The organism is Hydrogenophaga crocea, assembly GCF_011388215.1.
Taxonomy (GTDB): Bacteria; Pseudomonadota; Gammaproteobacteria; order Burkholderiales; family Burkholderiaceae_C; genus Hydrogenophaga; species Hydrogenophaga crocea.
Genome location: NZ_CP049989.1, coordinates 228,122 through 243,803, shown reverse-complemented (window position 1 = coordinate 243,803; position 15,682 = coordinate 228,122). Strand labels below are relative to the sequence as shown.

Annotated in this window: 16 protein-coding genes and 1 tRNA gene; 8 read left to right on the top strand and 9 right to left on the bottom strand. The window is 61.6% G+C overall.

Annotated features, from left to right (window positions below):
* Positions 1–22 precede the first annotated feature (22 nt).
* The 3 genes from G9Q37_RS01130 to G9Q37_RS01120 all read left to right on the top strand — a co-directional run bounded on the left by G9Q37_RS01130 (position 23) and on the right by G9Q37_RS01120 (position 2,744).
* Positions 23–691 carry a site-2 protease family protein gene (locus G9Q37_RS01130; protein WP_166223326.1) on the top strand — a complete coding sequence of 223 codons (669 nt, stop codon included), beginning with the start codon at positions 23–25 and terminating at the stop codon, positions 689–691.
* Positions 692–702: 11 nt separating this feature from the next.
* Positions 703–2,004: a tryptophan--tRNA ligase gene (locus G9Q37_RS01125; RefSeq protein ID WP_166223324.1), complete on the top strand. Its 1,302-nt coding sequence runs from the start codon at positions 703–705 to the stop codon at positions 2,002–2,004.
* Between the two features lie 146 nt (positions 2,005–2,150).
* Positions 2,151–2,744, top strand: coding sequence for a LuxR C-terminal-related transcriptional regulator (locus G9Q37_RS01120; protein WP_166223321.1), 594 nt, complete (start codon positions 2,151–2,153; stop codon positions 2,742–2,744).
* 35 nt (positions 2,745–2,779) lie between these two features.
* Here the strand turns inward: G9Q37_RS01120 and G9Q37_RS01115 are convergent, their stop codons facing one another.
* Positions 2,780–4,213: a sensor histidine kinase gene (locus tag G9Q37_RS01115; protein ID WP_166223319.1), complete on the bottom strand. Its 1,434-nt coding sequence runs from the start codon at positions 4,211–4,213 to the stop codon at positions 2,780–2,782.
* A gap of 99 nt (positions 4,214–4,312) precedes the next feature.
* On the opposite strand from G9Q37_RS01115, the gene G9Q37_RS01110 reads away from it, so the two are divergent.
* A tRNA-Ser gene (locus G9Q37_RS01110) sits at positions 4,313–4,404 on the top strand.
* Between the two features lie 215 nt (positions 4,405–4,619).
* Here the strand turns inward: G9Q37_RS01110 and G9Q37_RS01105 are convergent.
* The 4 genes from G9Q37_RS01105 to G9Q37_RS01090 all read right to left on the bottom strand — a co-directional run bounded on the left by G9Q37_RS01105 (position 4,620) and on the right by G9Q37_RS01090 (position 8,065).
* Positions 4,620–5,279 (bottom strand): HipA domain-containing protein, encoded by a 660-nt coding sequence (locus tag G9Q37_RS01105; protein ID WP_166223316.1) that lies wholly within the window; start codon positions 5,277–5,279, stop codon positions 4,620–4,622.
* Between the two features lie 136 nt (positions 5,280–5,415).
* Positions 5,416–5,790 (bottom strand): response regulator, encoded by a 375-nt coding sequence (locus G9Q37_RS01100; RefSeq protein WP_166223313.1) that lies wholly within the window; start codon positions 5,788–5,790, stop codon positions 5,416–5,418.
* A 12-nt stretch (positions 5,791–5,802) separates the two neighbouring features.
* The gene (locus G9Q37_RS01095; protein ID WP_166223310.1) at positions 5,803–7,359 is read right to left on the bottom strand and encodes a methyl-accepting chemotaxis protein; all 1,557 of its coding nucleotides are present in this window, start codon (positions 7,357–7,359) and stop codon (positions 5,803–5,805) included.
* 325 nt (positions 7,360–7,684) lie between these two features.
* Entirely contained in the window at positions 7,685–8,065 is a 381-nt protein-coding gene (locus tag G9Q37_RS01090; protein WP_166223307.1) for a response regulator, read from the bottom strand.
* 92 nt (positions 8,066–8,157) lie between these two features.
* Between G9Q37_RS01090 and G9Q37_RS01085 the strand changes: the two genes are divergently transcribed.
* The 4 genes from G9Q37_RS01085 (at position 8,158) to G9Q37_RS01070 (ending at position 11,807) form a co-directional block, all read left to right on the top strand.
* Positions 8,158–9,254, top strand: a protein-coding gene (locus G9Q37_RS01085) for an IS3 family transposase (RefSeq protein ID WP_240936472.1) whose coding sequence is annotated in 2 segments (ribosomal slippage) — positions 8,158–8,410 and positions 8,410–9,254 — 1,098 coding nt in all. Because the reading frame shifts where the segments join, the coding sequence is not laid out codon by codon here.
* A gap of 27 nt (positions 9,255–9,281) precedes the next feature.
* Positions 9,282–10,664, top strand: coding sequence for an AAA family ATPase (locus G9Q37_RS01080; protein ID WP_166223304.1), 1,383 nt, complete (start codon positions 9,282–9,284; stop codon positions 10,662–10,664).
* A gap of 92 nt (positions 10,665–10,756) precedes the next feature.
* The gene (locus G9Q37_RS01075; RefSeq protein WP_205710705.1) at positions 10,757–11,509 is read left to right on the top strand and encodes a hypothetical protein; all 753 of its coding nucleotides are present in this window, start codon (positions 10,757–10,759) and stop codon (positions 11,507–11,509) included.
* Positions 11,510–11,669: 160 nt separating this feature from the next.
* Positions 11,670–11,807 carry a hypothetical protein gene (locus G9Q37_RS01070; RefSeq protein WP_166223298.1) on the top strand — a complete coding sequence of 46 codons (138 nt, stop codon included), beginning with the start codon at positions 11,670–11,672 and terminating at the stop codon, positions 11,805–11,807.
* Positions 11,808–12,222: 415 nt separating this feature from the next.
* Here G9Q37_RS01070 and G9Q37_RS01065 read toward each other — a convergent pair whose 3' ends face one another.
* The 4 genes from G9Q37_RS01065 to G9Q37_RS01050 all read right to left on the bottom strand — a co-directional run bounded on the left by G9Q37_RS01065 (position 12,223) and on the right by G9Q37_RS01050 (position 15,617).
* The gene (locus G9Q37_RS01065) at positions 12,223–13,905 is read right to left on the bottom strand and encodes a recombinase family protein (RefSeq protein WP_166223295.1); all 1,683 of its coding nucleotides are present in this window, start codon (positions 13,903–13,905) and stop codon (positions 12,223–12,225) included.
* Positions 13,905–14,285, bottom strand: a complete 381-nt coding sequence (locus G9Q37_RS01060) for a DUF2924 domain-containing protein (protein WP_166223292.1) — start codon at positions 14,283–14,285, stop codon at positions 13,905–13,907. Before G9Q37_RS01060 ends, G9Q37_RS01065 begins: the two co-directional genes overlap by 1 nt.
* Positions 14,282–14,692 (bottom strand): DUF3489 domain-containing protein, encoded by a 411-nt coding sequence (locus G9Q37_RS01055; RefSeq protein WP_166223289.1) that lies wholly within the window; start codon positions 14,690–14,692, stop codon positions 14,282–14,284. The genes G9Q37_RS01060 and G9Q37_RS01055 overlap by 4 nt, the downstream gene beginning before the upstream one ends.
* Before the next feature lie 229 nt (positions 14,693–14,921).
* Positions 14,922–15,617, bottom strand: coding sequence for a TetR/AcrR family transcriptional regulator (locus tag G9Q37_RS01050; RefSeq protein ID WP_166223286.1), 696 nt, complete (start codon positions 15,615–15,617; stop codon positions 14,922–14,924).
* Between the last annotated feature and the right edge of the window lie 65 nt (positions 15,618–15,682).

Sequence of the window (15,682 nt, the reverse complement as noted above, 5' to 3'; positions counted from 1 at the left end):
CTGCGTCTGGGACAATCCACGCATGGATTTCGCCCTCATCGTCCAGACGGTCACCCTCTACGCCATCCCGGTGCTGTTCGCCATCACGCTGCACGAAGCGGCGCACGGCTACGTGGCGCGCCACTTCGGCGACCCCACGGCCTGGCAGCTCGGCCGCGTCACGCTCAACCCGGTCAAGCACATCGATCCGCTGGGCACCATCGCCATGCCGCTGCTGCTGTACTTCGCCACGGCGGGCGCGTTCCTGTTCGGCTACGCCAAGCCGGTGCCGGTCAACTTCGGGCGGCTGCGCAACCCCAAGCGCGACATGATCTGGGTCGCGCTCGCCGGCCCGGCCTCGAACCTGGTGCAGGCCATCGGCTGGGTGCTGCTGGTCTATGTGCTGATCGCACTCGGCGTGAGCGAACGCTTCTGGCTCGACATGGGCCGTGCGGGCGTCACGGTCAACCTCGTGATGTTCGCCTTCAACCTGTTCCCGCTGCCCCCGCTCGACGGCGGCCGCATCCTCGTGGGCCTGCTGCCCTGGAAGCAGGCCGTGGCCGTGTCGCGCGTGGAGCCCTACGGTTTTTTCATCGTGCTGGCCCTCGTGGTCACCGGCCTCGTGGGCGACTACTGGCTGCGCCCGCTCATGACCCTCACGGGCACCGCCATTGAATGGCTGCTCACCCCCGTGCGACTGCTCCTGCTCTGAACCCGCTCCCCATGAAAACGCAACGCGTCCTCACCGGCATCACCACCTCGGGCACGCCCCACCTGGGCAACTACGTGGGCGCCATCCGGCCCACGGTGCGCGCCAGCCGCCTGGACAACGTCGAGAGCTTCTACTTTCTCGCCGACTACCACGCGCTGATCAAGACCAGCGGCGACCCGGCGCGCGTGCAACGCTCCACGCTGGAGATCGCGGCCACCTGGCTGGCCTGCGGGCTCGACCCCGAGAAGGTCACCTTCTACCGCCAGTCCGACATCCCCGAGATCCCCGAGCTCACCTGGATGCTCACCTGCGTGACCGGCAAAGGCCTGCTCAACCGCGCGCACGCCTACAAGGCTGCGGTCGACAAGAACCACGAAGCGGGTGCCGAGCCCGACGACGGCGTGACCGCGGGCCTGTTCATGTACCCCGTGCTGATGGCGGCCGACATCCTGATGTTCAACGCCCACCAGGTACCCGTGGGGCGCGACCAGATCCAGCACATCGAGATGGCGCGCGACATGGCCTCGAGCTTCAACCACCTCTATGGCGAGCACTTCACGCTGCCGGAGGCGGTCATCGAGGAGCAGGTGGCCACGCTGCCCGGCCTGGACGGCCGCAAGATGAGCAAGAGCTACGACAACACTATCCCCCTGTTCGTGCCGCGCGAGCAACTGCGCAAGCTCATCATGGGCATCGTGACCGACTCGCGCGCACCCGGCGAACCCAAGGCCACCGAGGGCTCGGCGCTGTTCCAGCTCTACCAGGCCTTCGCGAGCGCCGACGAGACCGCCGCCCTGGCCAAGGCCTATGCCGAGGGCATCGCCTGGGGCGAGGCCAAGCAGCGGCTCTTCGAGCGCCTGGACCGCGAGATCGCGCCCTTGCGCGAGGTCTACGACGCGCTGATCCAGGATCCGGCGCGCATCGAACAGACCCTGCGCATGGGGGCCGAGAAGGCCCGCGCCATCGCCACCCCCTTCACCCAGCGCCTGCGCCACGCCGTGGGCCTGCGCCCGCTCGACCGCCAGGCCGCGCCGTCCGGCGGCCCGGCCAAGGCCGCCAAGGCGGCACTGCCGGCCTTCAAGCAGTACCGCGAGAAGGACGGTCAGTTCTATTTCAAGCTCACCGATGCCAAGGGCGCGGTGTTGCTGCAAAGCCGCGGCTTCGCCGCGCCGCGCGACGCCGCCCAGGCCATGGCCCGCCTGCAGCGGGAGGGATCTGTTGCGCTCGATGCAATGGCGCAACAGTTGATCGCACCCGATGATGTGGAAGGCGTCACGATTGCGCTCAAGGCATTGCGGGAGGCCGGCGCCTGAATTGGGTCACAATCCCCCGCTCCGCGGCGCTGCACGCCCGGCCCGCCGAGCGCGCGCCCTCTTTCGGGGGATTGCCGCCCTCGCCAAACGACAGTTATGCCTTTATGCTGCGCTGTCAGTCCAAATCATGAAGTGCGCCCTGCGACATGAGTATTTTTGTCATTGACGATCATCCGCTGATGCGCGAGGCCGTGGTCATGTTGCTGCGCCGCCTGCGCGCCTCGACCCAGGTCGTCGAACTCGAGCGGCTGGCCTCGGTGAGCAAGGCCATCGCCGAACATGGCGAGCCCGAACTCGTGTGCCTGGACCTCAAGCTGCCCGACACCAACGGCGTGTCCGGCGTGCGCGAGATCCGCCAGATGCTGCCCGACGCCTCGCTCATCGTGCTGTCGGCCTCGCCTTCTTCCGACTACGAAGACCTCGCGCGCGAAGCCGGCGCCGATGCCTACGTCGAGAAATCCGCGGGCGCAGCCCAGATCGCCAAGGTGCTGCGCGAATTCCTCGCCGACGAGATCGAGGACGAGAACGCTCCCACCATTCCCGAAAAGCTGTCCAAGCGCCAGAAACAGCTGTTGGTCATGCTCGACCGCGGCCTGTCCAACCGCGACATCGCCGAACAACTGCAGATCAGCGAACACACGGTGAAGGTGCACCTGTGGCGTTTGTTCCGCCGCCTCAACGTGAAGAGCCGCTCGCAGGCCAGCCACCTGGCCCGCACCGCCGGCCTGCTCGATCTTTGAGCTGAACGAACCTGCGCCGCAGCCCCGGGGCTGCCTCAGGCCGCGCTGGCCTGGATGATGGTGGGCTGGGGCTGTTCGCCCGGTGCCTGCTGCGTGTAGGCCGGCAGCATCACGCGGAACACGCTGCCCCGGTTCGCCTCCGACTGCAGCGCAAGCTGGTAGCCCATGAGCGCCGCCAGCTTGGACACGATGGTGAGCCCCAGGCCCAGGCTGTCCTCGGTGCCCTGGTGCTGCGACACCCGGAAGAACTCCTGGAAGATCGCCTGCTGGTGCTCGCGTGCGATGCCCACGCCCGAGTCCCAGACCTCGAAGACCACCATGTCCTTGCGCTGGCGCAAGGCAATCAGCACGCCACCGCGCTGGGTGTGGCGCAAGGCGTTCGACACCAGATTGCCGAGAATGCGGCGCAGCACCACCGGATCGGACCACAGCGTGATCGGGTGGGCGCGCGTGCGCAGTTGCAGCTGCTTGCCCGAGGCCACGGGCTCGAACTGCAGCCGCAGGTCGGCGAACAGCTTCTGCACCTCCACATGCTGCAGGCGCACCTTGTAGTTGCCCGCGTCGATGCGCGTGAGGTCGAACAGCGAGTCGAACAGCTCGTTGATGGCGCGCGTGGACTGCAGGATGCGCGGCGCGATGTCGCGCGCCATCTCGGGCTCGCTCGCGAGCCAGTCGGCGTACAGGCTCAGCGCGTGCACCGGCTGGCGCAGGTCGTGCGCGGCCGAGGCCAGAAACCGGTTCTTGGTGGACACGGCCCGCAGCGAGGCGCGCGTCTGCAGGGTCAGCGAGTCGATCAGTTCCTGGTTGGAGAACTGCAGCTCAAAGCTCGATCGGTGCACCTGGTGCAGCCGCGCGCCGGCCATGAGCAGCAGGAACCAGAACGACAGCAGCAGCAGCATGAAGATGGCCGTGGAGCGCACCACGTCGGGCTGGTGCATGTGCAGGAAGGCGCCCACCAGCAGCCCCACCAGCACCGAGCCCGCGAGGCCGTGCGTGTAGGTGCGGTAGACCGGCAGGTAGGCGCTGTAGGCGTTGAGCGTGAGCAGGCCCTGGCCCAGCACCAGCAGCGCGCACGCGAACTGGGTGATGAAATCGGCCTGCAGGTAGCTCAGGGCCACGGGCACGCTCCAGAGCACGGCGGCGGCGGGCCAGGTCCAGCGGTAACGGTCGATGAACTGCTGCCGCTGCGGGCCTTCGACGCTGTCGTGCCGCAGACGGTACAGGCCGATGAGGTGGTAGCGAAAGCCCAGCATGGCCAGCATCGCCAGGACCCAGAGCGCCAGGCCCGGCGTCCAGACCTCGCCGTACATGAGCATGGCCAGCACCGGCACGAAGACCGCCGAGGCCAGCACCGTCGGCCCGAGGTGATCCATCAAGACGCCAATGAGCTGGGCATTGACCCAGGCGTCGCGCACCTCGGGGGCGGCTGGCGCGTGCTGGTGCGTGGCGGGTTGGGTGTCGACGAGCATGTAGGGGCTGGAAGTCGGCGCATTGTCGCACTGGCAAGCGGCGTGCGCGGGCCGTGCGAACCCGGGTCTTCAGCCTGCTAGAATCGCGGGCTTCGACACGGAGAGATGGCAGAGTGGTCGAATGCACCGGATTCGAAATCCGGCATACAGGTTCTCCTGTATCGAGGGTTCGAATCCCTCTCTCTCCGCCAGCGAGTCTGAGGCCCCTGCAGTGCAGGGGCTTTTTTATTGTTCGAACGCTAGGCGCGGTGCGGGGTTGCGGCCGATGGCACCCCGTCTCTCACTTCTCCGAAATACAGCTAGCAGCCCCCTTGCCCTGCTTTGGCGCTGGTTTCTCTCTACCCGGCGCTTTTGTCGATACAGATAGTGGCTAAAGCATGTTCAGGCCACGAGGACGTCGCTACGGTCAGGTCGAACTCGGGAACACCCTCAGCAAGCGCGCACCATCGACCAACGAGTTGTGTATCGCTGGCTCGAGCAGCACGATATCCAGTGCGCTCATGTGAACGAAAAACTGCGAGGCCATAGTCTTCCAGCGTCCGAGGCTGTTCAGCTGGCGACTGAGGTGCCACCGAGCCTGATCAGGGCCAAGCCCGAACTCCTCCGCCCTCACCATGAGCTCCTTCAAAGTAAGCCGGGGACTCCCGCTCGCCACCGCCTCATCGTTTGGCTCGAAAGCCGGATAAAGGCGCAAGCCGTACGCGGGCGCAAGACGCCAACGCCCATGACCGGCATAAAGGAATCCGATTTTTCGCAAATCGTTACCCGGCTGACAGATCAGCCGCATGAAAACGAGACGCTGCCATAGCTGACTAGCGTCACCGGAATGATCCCTGCAATGCACGCGCATCGCTTGCAGCAGGTCAAGGGGCCCGACGTCATCACGCCCGTGGGCTAGGAGCAGGCTACGTGCAGACAGGAACGGACGGCGCTCGCCCACCTCAGTACGGTCAAAGCGCTCGCCAACGAGAATAGGCCGCTGCACCGGATTGAGCAGCCTAACCCGGACTGCGTCAATCCCCGCTGCCGCTGCCAAATGCATCGCCAGCACCTCTGCTCGATTCAACGATAAAGTCTCCAAGCCGGTGTCCAATAACGCAACGAGTGGAGTCATTCCCCTCCCGCGCTTGTACATCCGCAGTTCGGCTACTGAACTGTGTGGGCAATCGGTTACTTGAGGCCTTGCTTGACGATACGAAAAGTTAGAGATTGCCATCGGGAATGTCCGCCGCGCAGATGTGGCAGCGAGCGTCAAGGCTCACCCGCGCAGACTTGACCGTGTAGTCGTCAACTCCACTGTCCAGGCCTTCGACCAGGTCGCGCTCGTCGCTGCGGTTTGTCAGAAAAAGAATGGGCATGGCGTGCTCGCAGTTGGCGCGAATCCAGCGCACCACGTCGGGGCCGCTGATATCGGACAACTGCCAATCGACGATAAGGAGGTCGAAGGTGTTGCGGCGCAGTTCCCGTAGCAAGGCCAGACCGCTTTGGAAAACAGCACAGTCATGGCCAATGGATTTGACGCTGCTCTGAATCAGGTTCAGCTGTAACACGTCATCATCCAGCGCGGCAATACGCATCTCTGTCCCTTGCTAGTCTTGACCTATGCCGTTTGGGCGTAGTTGAAAGGTGGAGACGGTCTCGAGCAGGCCGGTAGCCTGGGTAGAGAGATTGGCGGCAGCGGCGGCCATCTGCTCGACCATGGCGGCGTTCTGCTGGGTAGACTGGTCCATCTGGCTGACTGCCTGACCCACTTGGTCAAGCCCGGCGCTCTGCTCGCGGCTGGCCAGGCTGATGGATTCCACCAACTGCGAGACCTCGCTGATGGAGGCCACCATGCGCTGCATTACCTCTTGGGCTTGGGCCACCATGTCTGTACCTTGTTGGACGCGCTCGCCGCTGGCTTCGATGAGCTGCTTGATTTCATTGGCAGCGGTGGCAGAACGCTGGGCGAGCGAGCGCACCTCGCTGGCTACGACGGCGAAGCCGCGGCCTTGTTCGCCGGCGCGAGCGGCCTCCACTGCCGCGTTGAGCGCTAGGATGTTGGTCTGGAAGGCGATGCTCTCAATCACTCCGATGATGTCTTGAATGCGACGGCTGCTCTCTTCGATACCGTACATGGTGGTCACCACTTTAGCCACGGTTTGACCGCTCTCTCCGGCCAAGGCATTGGCGGTGCGAGCCGCTTCATTGACCAGGGCGGCGTTGTCAGCGGTGCTGCGCACGGCGGAGCGCAGTTGCTCGGTAGAGGCTGAAGTCTCTTCCAAGGCGCTGGCCTGGCTTTCGGTACGTGCGGAGAGATCGGAGTTGCCGGAGGCGATCTCGCCACTGGCCAGAGACACGCTCTCGGCGCTTTGACGCACGCCGCGCACTGACTCTTCAAGCCGAGCCACCATTGCGCGCAGGGCGGCCATCACGCTGGTGGTGTCGCCTGGGCGCAAAGGGATGTCGATGGTGAGATCGCCGTGGGCCACGGCATCGGCAGCAGCCTTAAGGACATGCGGGTCAGCGCCGAGTTCGCGTGTAATGCGCATCAAGAACATGGCCAGGCCGGTCAGGGCCAGGGTGATGAGCAGGGCTGCGCCCACCACCAAGTTGCGATCGAGCGTAGCCATGGAGCGCACGCCCTCCACGTTAGCGCTAAGTTCCTGGCTTAGACGAAGCTTCTGCTCGCCCAATGGCTTGAGGAGGGCATTGCGGGCGGGAATGGTGCGGTCCACCAAGTAGGCGAAAGCCTCTTCCTTACGGCCTTGCTGAATGAGCGCGACGTTGGCCTCGCCTTCCTGCCAGAAGGAATCGAGCAGCCTGGCGAGCGATTGCACGGACTCGCCGTCTTCTGGGGCGGCGTTATCCTTTACCAACTGGCTTAGCAGCTTGGCCAGCAAGACCTTTTTGGTGGAGATATCGGCCAGAGCTTCATCGCGCTCCTGCGAGTCGCGCGCCAGGATGCCGTGGCGCAACTGCAGCGAGGTGCGGGTGACGTTGAGCTCCATGTCCGCTATGGTCAGCAGTGCGGGCACGTTGTCGTTGTTGATGCGCGCGGCATCGCCAGCCACCTTGCCCATGGCAAACCAGACACTCGCGCTCAGGGCGACCAGGAGGGCTATCAAAATGCCGTTAATCAATAGAAGTTTGCGATTTAAGGGCATGATTCAACTCCAAAGTGCATGTGATTTTTGTTTAACGAGAAACATTGCAAGTTCTTCAAATCAATCGACGACCTGCTCTCCTCGGCAATCACCCCAATGGTGCTTCGAGGCCGATTTGGCAGATTTAGAGAAGGAGGGAACCTAACTGGGTACAAAAAATTTCAGCCTCCGATGGAGTTGGGCGCCTGAGCACTTTCTTAATGCGGCAGAGGCGTGCATTTGGGCCACCGCCTATGAGTAGATGGGTTAGGTTGTCCACCTTGACGCACGAGGCATGAGATCGTCATCCGTGTTTTGGCTGCTCAATCGTCACAGGTGTTAACGTTTAGGCTTGACTATCTGCATGCAACATCAACTCACCCACCATGCGGTCGATTTCCTGGAACATGCCGTCAGCACTGTCGGGTTTGTAGACGATGCCGTACACACCCAGTTGATCGGCCTGCTGTCGCAGAACCTCCGTGATGTGTCCTGTGATGATGGCCACCGGGATATTTGTACCGGCGGCCCGCAGCGCTCGGGCGAATTCGATACCGTTGGTGCGAGGCATGTTGTAGTCAGTGAGGATGAGGTCTACCTGCGTATCCGGGCGGGCGATCCAGTCCAGTGCGACCATAGGGTCGTTAAAGGTATTGATCTGATAGCCCGCACGCACGAACAGGCGCTCCATCAAAAAGGTGAGAACTTCGTCGTCGTCGACATACACCACGCGGGCTTTTCGCTCCGAAAGCAACTTGAAGTCCCCCTGAAAACCTGAACCACCCGGAAGTAGAGAATTCCCCCAGACGGAGTCTCTACATGAAGAAATCCAGATTCAGCGAAGCGCAGATAGTCGGCATCCTCAAGGAGGTCGAGCTGGGTGCGAAGGTCGGCGAGACGTGCAGGAAGCACGGCGTGAGCGAGCCGACGTACTACAAGTGGAAGAGCCAGTTCTCGGGCATGACGGTCTCGCATCTAGCGCAGCTGCGCCAACTGCAAGATGAGAACGCCAAGCTCAAACGCATGTACGCCGACCTGGCGCTCATGCACCACGCGCTCAAGGACGTCGTTGACCGAAAGCTCTGACCCCGGAGCGTCGTGAGCTGGTCGTGCGCGCGCTCGTGGACGAGCACGGCATGAGCGAGCGACGTGCTTGCCAGGCCAGCGGCATCGCCCGCTCCACGCTGCGATACCGACCCGTTGCACGCGACGACTCCGGGGTCATCACCTTCATCCAGGCCTACATGGCACTGAACCCGCGCCACGGCTTTGGGCTGCTGTACGACAGCGCCCGCCACCAAGGCAAGCCCTGGGGCAAGACGGTGCTGTGGCGCGTGTACTGCGAGCTGCGGCTGAACTTGCCCAGGCGGGGCAAGAAGCGCCTGCCTGCGCGCATCAAACAGCCCCTGCACGCCGCAGGCCAGCCCAACCAGGGATGGAGCTGCGACTTTATGGCCGATGCGCTGTGGTCAGGGCGGCGCTTCAGAACCTTTAACGTCATCGACGAGTTCAACCGCGAGGGCCTGCGCATCGAGGTCGACACCAGCTTGCCTGCTGCGCGCGTCATCCGGGCGCTCAACGAGTTGGTGGAGGTGCGAGGTGCGCCGCTGTCGATTCGCCTGGACAACGGCCCGGAGTTCATCGCCCACGCGCTGGCCCAGTGGGCTCAGAGCAAGGGCATCGCCCTGCAGCACATCCAACCTGGCAAGCCCACGCAGAACGCCTATGTCGAACGATTCAACAAGACCTACCGCACCGAGGTGCTGGACTGCTACGTATTCGACAGCCTGCAGGAAGTCCGTGACATGACGGCCGACTGGCTGCACCGCTACAACCACCATCGTCCCCATGAAGCCCTCGGCCGAATCCCTCCGGTCGAGTACCGTGTCAAACTGTTCCCCAACCTCTACTTCTGACTGGCTCAGGAATTCGAGGGGACTTCAATGACCTATGTCGATGAAAAAAATTATCAAACACACCTTGGAACGCTGAAGGTCCTTCAGCGGGTCAGTGCTCCTGGTGAAGCGATTGGGTTGGCCAAGAGCACTGTGCTGCCTGAGTCGTTCCAAGCGTTGGACGATTCGTTCGTCTCTCTCGGGCAGGACGATGACTATTACAAGGGCCTTCATGAGCTCATGGGAGCGCAAGCCGGCGACGTTTTGACGGCCTTGCGGGACATCGCCTGGCTTCCGGCGCTGGCGGCCGATTTCGAGCCAACTTCCGGATTCCGAAACGCCCTGATGCGCGAAAACGGAGCTCACCGAGCGCGCCGCTTTGGCAGGCCCTGGGCTTCCGGCGTGAAAGTCACTGAGAAACTGGATTTCACTTACGTCGGGGCCATCGAGGGGGCCGAAGCAGAGGTCACTGCGCGTTTCGCTTTCTACGCGGAGGATCCTGTGCCCGGGCGCATCGTGGGCATCATCGGCCGCAACGCGGTGGGTAAGACGCGGTTCATGGCGAGCCTGGCTGCCGATCTGGCGCAGATCGCCCGGACTTCGGCCGAAAAACTGAATGAGCGCGAGACACGGTTCCCGCTGGGTCGGCCACTTTTCACGCGGGTCATCGCAATTTCCTACAGCGCGTTTGACCGCTTCAAGAGACCGCACCAGGACAGTTCCAGCAGTTACGTGTACTGCGGTATCCGCAACGACAAGGGCATCCTCTCGCGCAGCGCCTTGATCGATAGCTACCGCGCCAATCAGGCGCGTATCCGCGAGCGCGGTGACCAGCGCAAATGGACAAGCTACATGCAGGCGATTCTGGGCGACCTGAGCGCTCAGCTGACGATGGACCTGGAGGATGAAATCGGCTCGGACAACCTGGAGGACAAAGCGCTGTCGTTGCTCAGCTCAGGGCAATCGATACTTGCGCACTTCGTCACGGCTCTACTGGCTTGGATTCAGCCCAACTCCATCGTGTTGTTTGACGAACCGGAGACCCATCTGCACCCCAACGCTGTGGCCAGCCTGTTCCTCGTTCTCTCGGACATTCTCGAGGAATCAGATTCCTATGCCGTTGTCGCCACCCACTCGCCGATCGTCATCCAGGAGATTCCGGCTAAACGGGTGCTCATGTTCCAGCGCATGGGCAACGTGACCGAAGCCGAACCCCTGGGTCTTGAGAGCTTCGGGGAAAGCGTCACGGAGTTGACGCGGCATGTGTTCGAGACCGATGAGGTGGACAGTGTGTATCGCCGCACGCTCAAGGAGCTTGCACAGACCGAATCGGTTCAGCAGGTCATAGCACGTTTTGAGCAGGGCTTGAGTCTGTCTGCACAGGCCTATCTCCTGGCGCAGTACGGCAAAAAGGCAGGGGGCAATCGGTGAAGCCTCTGAGTCCGCTGCCCGAGCCCGCGAATTACCTTGGTCGATATGTGTCTATCCGCGACAGCAAGCACCATGGAACACGAGGCCTACTGGTGGCCAACCACGCCCTACTGACCCAAAGGTACCAGGACCATGCGCAAGCTGTTGCGCTTGGTGCGTTGGAGAGCCTGCAACCCAACGTCCAGGCCCGGCAGATCAGCGAAGCGCTGCGCGCGTGTTATGGCGGAGCCACCCAGCCGCTTAAAGAACTCAAGCGGGACATCAAAGCCGAGCAGCCCGAACGGCGCCTGAAGTACTGCCCGATGTGCGGGACCACACTGCCCAAAACGTTCGACCACTACTTGCCTGCGGAAAAGTTTCCAGAGTTCTCTGTGCACCCGCTGAACCTGGTTCCCTGCTGCTCAATCTGCAATTCGATCAAGAACGACGATTGGCTTTGCGCGGCTGGCCGCCGGCAGTACTTGCATGCCTATTCAGATCACTTGCCCGATGAGCCGTTCATCCAAGTGATGCTGCATAAGAACCCAGCTTTAAAAGGTGTAGGGGCAACGTTCGCGTTGCGCAGGCCCGCCGGCATGGCGGATGCACTGTGGCAGTTGATCGACTCGCATTTTCGCAAGCTCAATCTCATCGAAAGGTACAACGAGCGAGGCAACGATGAGGTGAGCGAGATCCTGTCGGACTGCCGTTCCTATGTGGCTGCTGGTGGCCAAGATGCGAGAGCATTTCTTTCCCTGCAGGCCGCAGATCGTGCAGCGGTTTATGGTCGCAACCACTGGATCGCTGTGTTGATGGAGGCCGTGGCTGCGCATGCGGATTTCGATGACTGGATTGCAGCGAACTGACGCAGTGTAGGGGCCACATTCGCGTTGTACAAGCCCGCTGGCACGGCGGATGCACTGTGGCAACTGATCGACGCGAATTTTCGCAAGCTCAATCTCATCGAGGGGTACAACGAGCGAGGCAACGATGAGGTGAGCGAGATCCCGTCGGACTGCCGTTCTTATGTGGCTGCTGGTGGCCAAGATGCGAGAGCATTTCTTTCCCTTCGGGCCGCAGATCGTGATGCGGCTTATGGTCGCGATCCACTGGATCGCCGTATTGATGACGGCCGTGGCTTCGCATGCGGATTTCGACGTCTAGGTTGGTACGAGCTGGCACTGGTCTCTTGCCTGCGATCGGCATCTATGACGCCCAAGCCGACCTGATCGATGTGTGGCGGGCCGTGTGATGGCGTCTGTCGTTCGTCAGTCATATCCGCAGTCAGCGGGGTCTATCCAACACTCATATCCTGGACCGGTTGTGCTCGATCGCCATCTTTCAGGTGTTCCATCGAACGCTTACGACGGGGTAGCGCGCTCTAGTAGCTCCACCCCCTGTCGTGCGTGGTGAAGTGCTTGCGCCAGCGGCGGTCTTGCGCTTGAGATGGGATTCAGGTGTGCTGCTATTGCACGCAGGCAATCGTTGATGACCTTCGGTGGCGCCCCAAGCTCCTCGCTCTCGTATCGCGTCAGGCAGGAACGATGTACCCCAAGCAAACACGCGAAGGCTGACTTGGTCATCCGATCCCCAATAGCTGTCGCTGCTGATCCCAGTCCACAGGAAATGGCACTGTCGTGATTAGCTTGGTCACGTTCAGATCCTCCGGGTGGTCTCCTCGCTCGATCGCCTGCACGATGTCAGGCGCCAGCAGCGCGACGTTGATAACCCGGTTTACATATCGGGAGCTGAGCTTTTCGCGCTCGGCAATGGTCTCGATCGCCTGCCCGCCTTGTGTGAACTGCTGCAACCAGGTCTTTCCTTTGGTCATCAAGGACACCAGGGTCGGATCAGGAGAACGCATCTGCAGTTTGCCGGGGCGCTGGTCACCGATGACCAGCCGCACAGCCATGCCGCTGCGCTTGCGCTCAGCAGCCACCTCAATGATGGCTTCTTTAGGTCCCAAGCCATCCTTGCGCAGCCCGGAACTCGCCAGATTGAGCCAAATCCTCACCAGGCTGGGAGTTACCTCGACCCGAGCAATTCGGGAAGCCAGTTCTGTCTTCGGCTTGTGCTGCAAGACTGTGGCCAGATGCTTCGCCTCCTTCAAGGCATCGGCCGCCCTCTTGGCGTCCTTCCATCCCACGGCATTCAGTACCTCCTTGTCGTTTGAAGACCAATTCACGATGGCCTGGACGATGAGCTGTTCCAGATCATCCGCAGGTAGTCGGATAGGCTCCCCTGGGTCGTCTATCGGTGTCACGTAGTAACGGTACCGCTTGTTGGCCTTTCGGGTGTGGGATGGGATTAGCCGGCGACCCGTTTCATCAAACAGCTTGCCGCTCAATGGGCTGGGATTCTTCGCCTTAACCTGGGTCTTGTGACCTTGTCGATTGGCCTCCAGCCGCTGCTGGACCTGCGTCCAAAGATCCATCTCGACGATGGCCGGATGCATCCCGGGAAAGTTCTCGCCCTTGTGGCAGACCATGCCCGCATAGATCGGGTTACCTAAGATCCGGTAGAGGTGCCCGCGGCTGAAAGCCCGGTTCCCACCAAACCCCTTACGCTTGTTTTCACGCTCTGGCGTCAACCATCCCCGCGCCTTCAGTTCTGCCGCGACTAAGCGCACGCAGTTGAGCTTGAGATACAAGTCGTAGATCTCTCGGACACGACTTGCATGGGGCTCCTCGGGGTCGAGCGTGCGTCCTTTGGCCAGGTAGCCAACCGGTGGCACACCACCCATCCACAAGCCTTTTCTCTTGGAGGCGGCAATCTTGTCGCGGATGCGCTCACCGGTCACCTCGCGCTCGAACTGAGCGAAGGACAGCAAGACGTTGAGCGTCAGGCGCCCCATGGAGGTGGTGGTGTTGAACTGCTGGGTCACCGAGACGAAGGAAACGCCTTTGGCATCGAACAGGTCCACCAGCTTGGCGAAGTCAGCCAGCGACCGGGTCAAGCGATCGACCTTGTAGACCACGATCACCTTGACCTTGCCCGCTTCGATGTCGGCGATGAGGCGTTTGAGGGCGGGTCGCTCGACGTTGCCGCCGGAAAACCCACCATCGTCGTAGGCGGTCGGCATGAGGGTCCAGCCCAGGCTCTTCTGGCTCAGCACGAAAGCCTCACACGCCTCACGCTGGGCGTGAAGGGAGTTGAAGTCCTGCTCCAGGCCCTCCTCCGACGACTTGCGTGTGTAAATCGCGCAAGCCAGCGAGGGATCGACCTGGGGAGCAGAAAGACTCCCTGACTTTTTGGCCGCCATCAGCGCTTGATCCCAAAGAACGCGGGACCTGACCAAGGTGTACCGGTAATGGCACGAGCGATGGCAGAGAGGCTCTTGTAGGTCTTCCCTGCGTAGTCGAACCCATCGGGACAGACCGAGACCTCATGGGTAGTGCCACGCCACTCCCGCAACAACCGAGTGCCTGGCGTAAGTAGCGACCTTGTCCGATCTACCGATGCAGAGCTAGGACGATGCAAGGTCACCTTCTGACCAGTGGCCTCGACTTGGACATGCCAGGCCAAAACGCGGCGCAACAGCTCGGTGTGAACCCGGGGTGGTGGATTGACGTTGAAACGCACCTGCCACCGGGTCACGAGGAGATCCCGGCTGGCCGTCCGGATAACTTCCAGCTCCGTCATTGGCCGGCCACCTCCACGATCCGGTAGACGCGCACACCGTTTTCAACTTTCAGCTCAACATTCAGGCCAAGCCGCCTGCGCAAAGCCGTGCTGATCATTGCTCGAACGGTGTGCGGCACCCAGCCGGTCACCTCAATCAACTGGGCCATTGAGGCCCCGGCGCCTGACTTGAGCAAAGCAATCACTTGCGATTGCTTGCTCGATGGACCTTCTCCGGAAGCGGCTCCATGAGGTTGCGCTTGCGCAACCAGTTCAGCTTTCGAGTTTGGCTGCCTGCCAGCCTTCTTGGACGAGTGCGCTACAACCACCCTCGAGAGAGATCGAGATGGCGCGAGCTTAGCGGCTGATGTCTTCGGTTTGGTCTTTGCAGAGTTGGGCTTAGCTGCGGTCGATGCAGTTCGTTTCACGTAAATCTCCTATGCCATACAGCGACACGGAGGTAGTAACGCTCTACATCAGTTGTGATTCAAGCCGTAGAGGCAGTACCCGTGGTGATTGGTAATGATTGAGGCGATAAGCTTGCTTACCCGAAACAGAGAAGTTCACGGTTGATGGCGCGCACCGCCGACACCGTATCGCGAATGCCTGCTGGTCGCGAACGTTCTCGCCAATGAAGCGGGCGTTCGCCCTCCCGGCTCAGATGAGAACCGGATTCGTCGCCCGCTGACGGATGCCATCGGCCAGGAAGCGGATGAACACCTCCGCCACCTGGTCGCCAGTGAGGCTGCCATCGGCGTGGTACCACTGCGAAATGGAACTGATCGCTCCCATAAACCAGAATACCGCGAGCCGTGCATCACAGGGGGCGATTGAACCGTCGCGAATGCCCTCTTCAATAATGTTGCGGAGCTGGAGGTCGAACTTCCTTCTGCGCACGGTGATCTTCTTGCGATCTGCCGGCGTCATGGCGGAGAAGTCGCGCAGGATCGCCGGAGCACCCATCTGATCCGTCAGGTGTGAGATGTAATTCCGGATGAAAGCCGTGACCCGACCATATCCAGTGGACTCTGAGGCAATCGCGTCCTTCAACACCTGATCGCCAATCTTCATCGCCAGTTCATGGCACTCGTAAATGAGCTCCTGCTTACTCTTGAAGTAGTAGTAGAGCGCAGGCTTGGTAACGTTGAGGGCCTTGGCAATTTCGTCCAGAGAGACGTTCTGTGACCCATGGCGCCCAAAGGCTTTGGATGCTTCGGCAATCACGGCCTGCCGCTTGAGTTCGTACTGCTCATCCGCACCACTGACAGCATTGTTCCACCTCGCCCCCTTGGTGGTGCGCTTGGTCGCTGAACGCGCCCGTGGCTTCGGTTCTGCGTCGATGGATTGGCTCATAAGATCAGACGTCGTGCTTTGCTAGGGGTAGAAACTGGAGAGTGAGCCATGATATCTAACGAGTC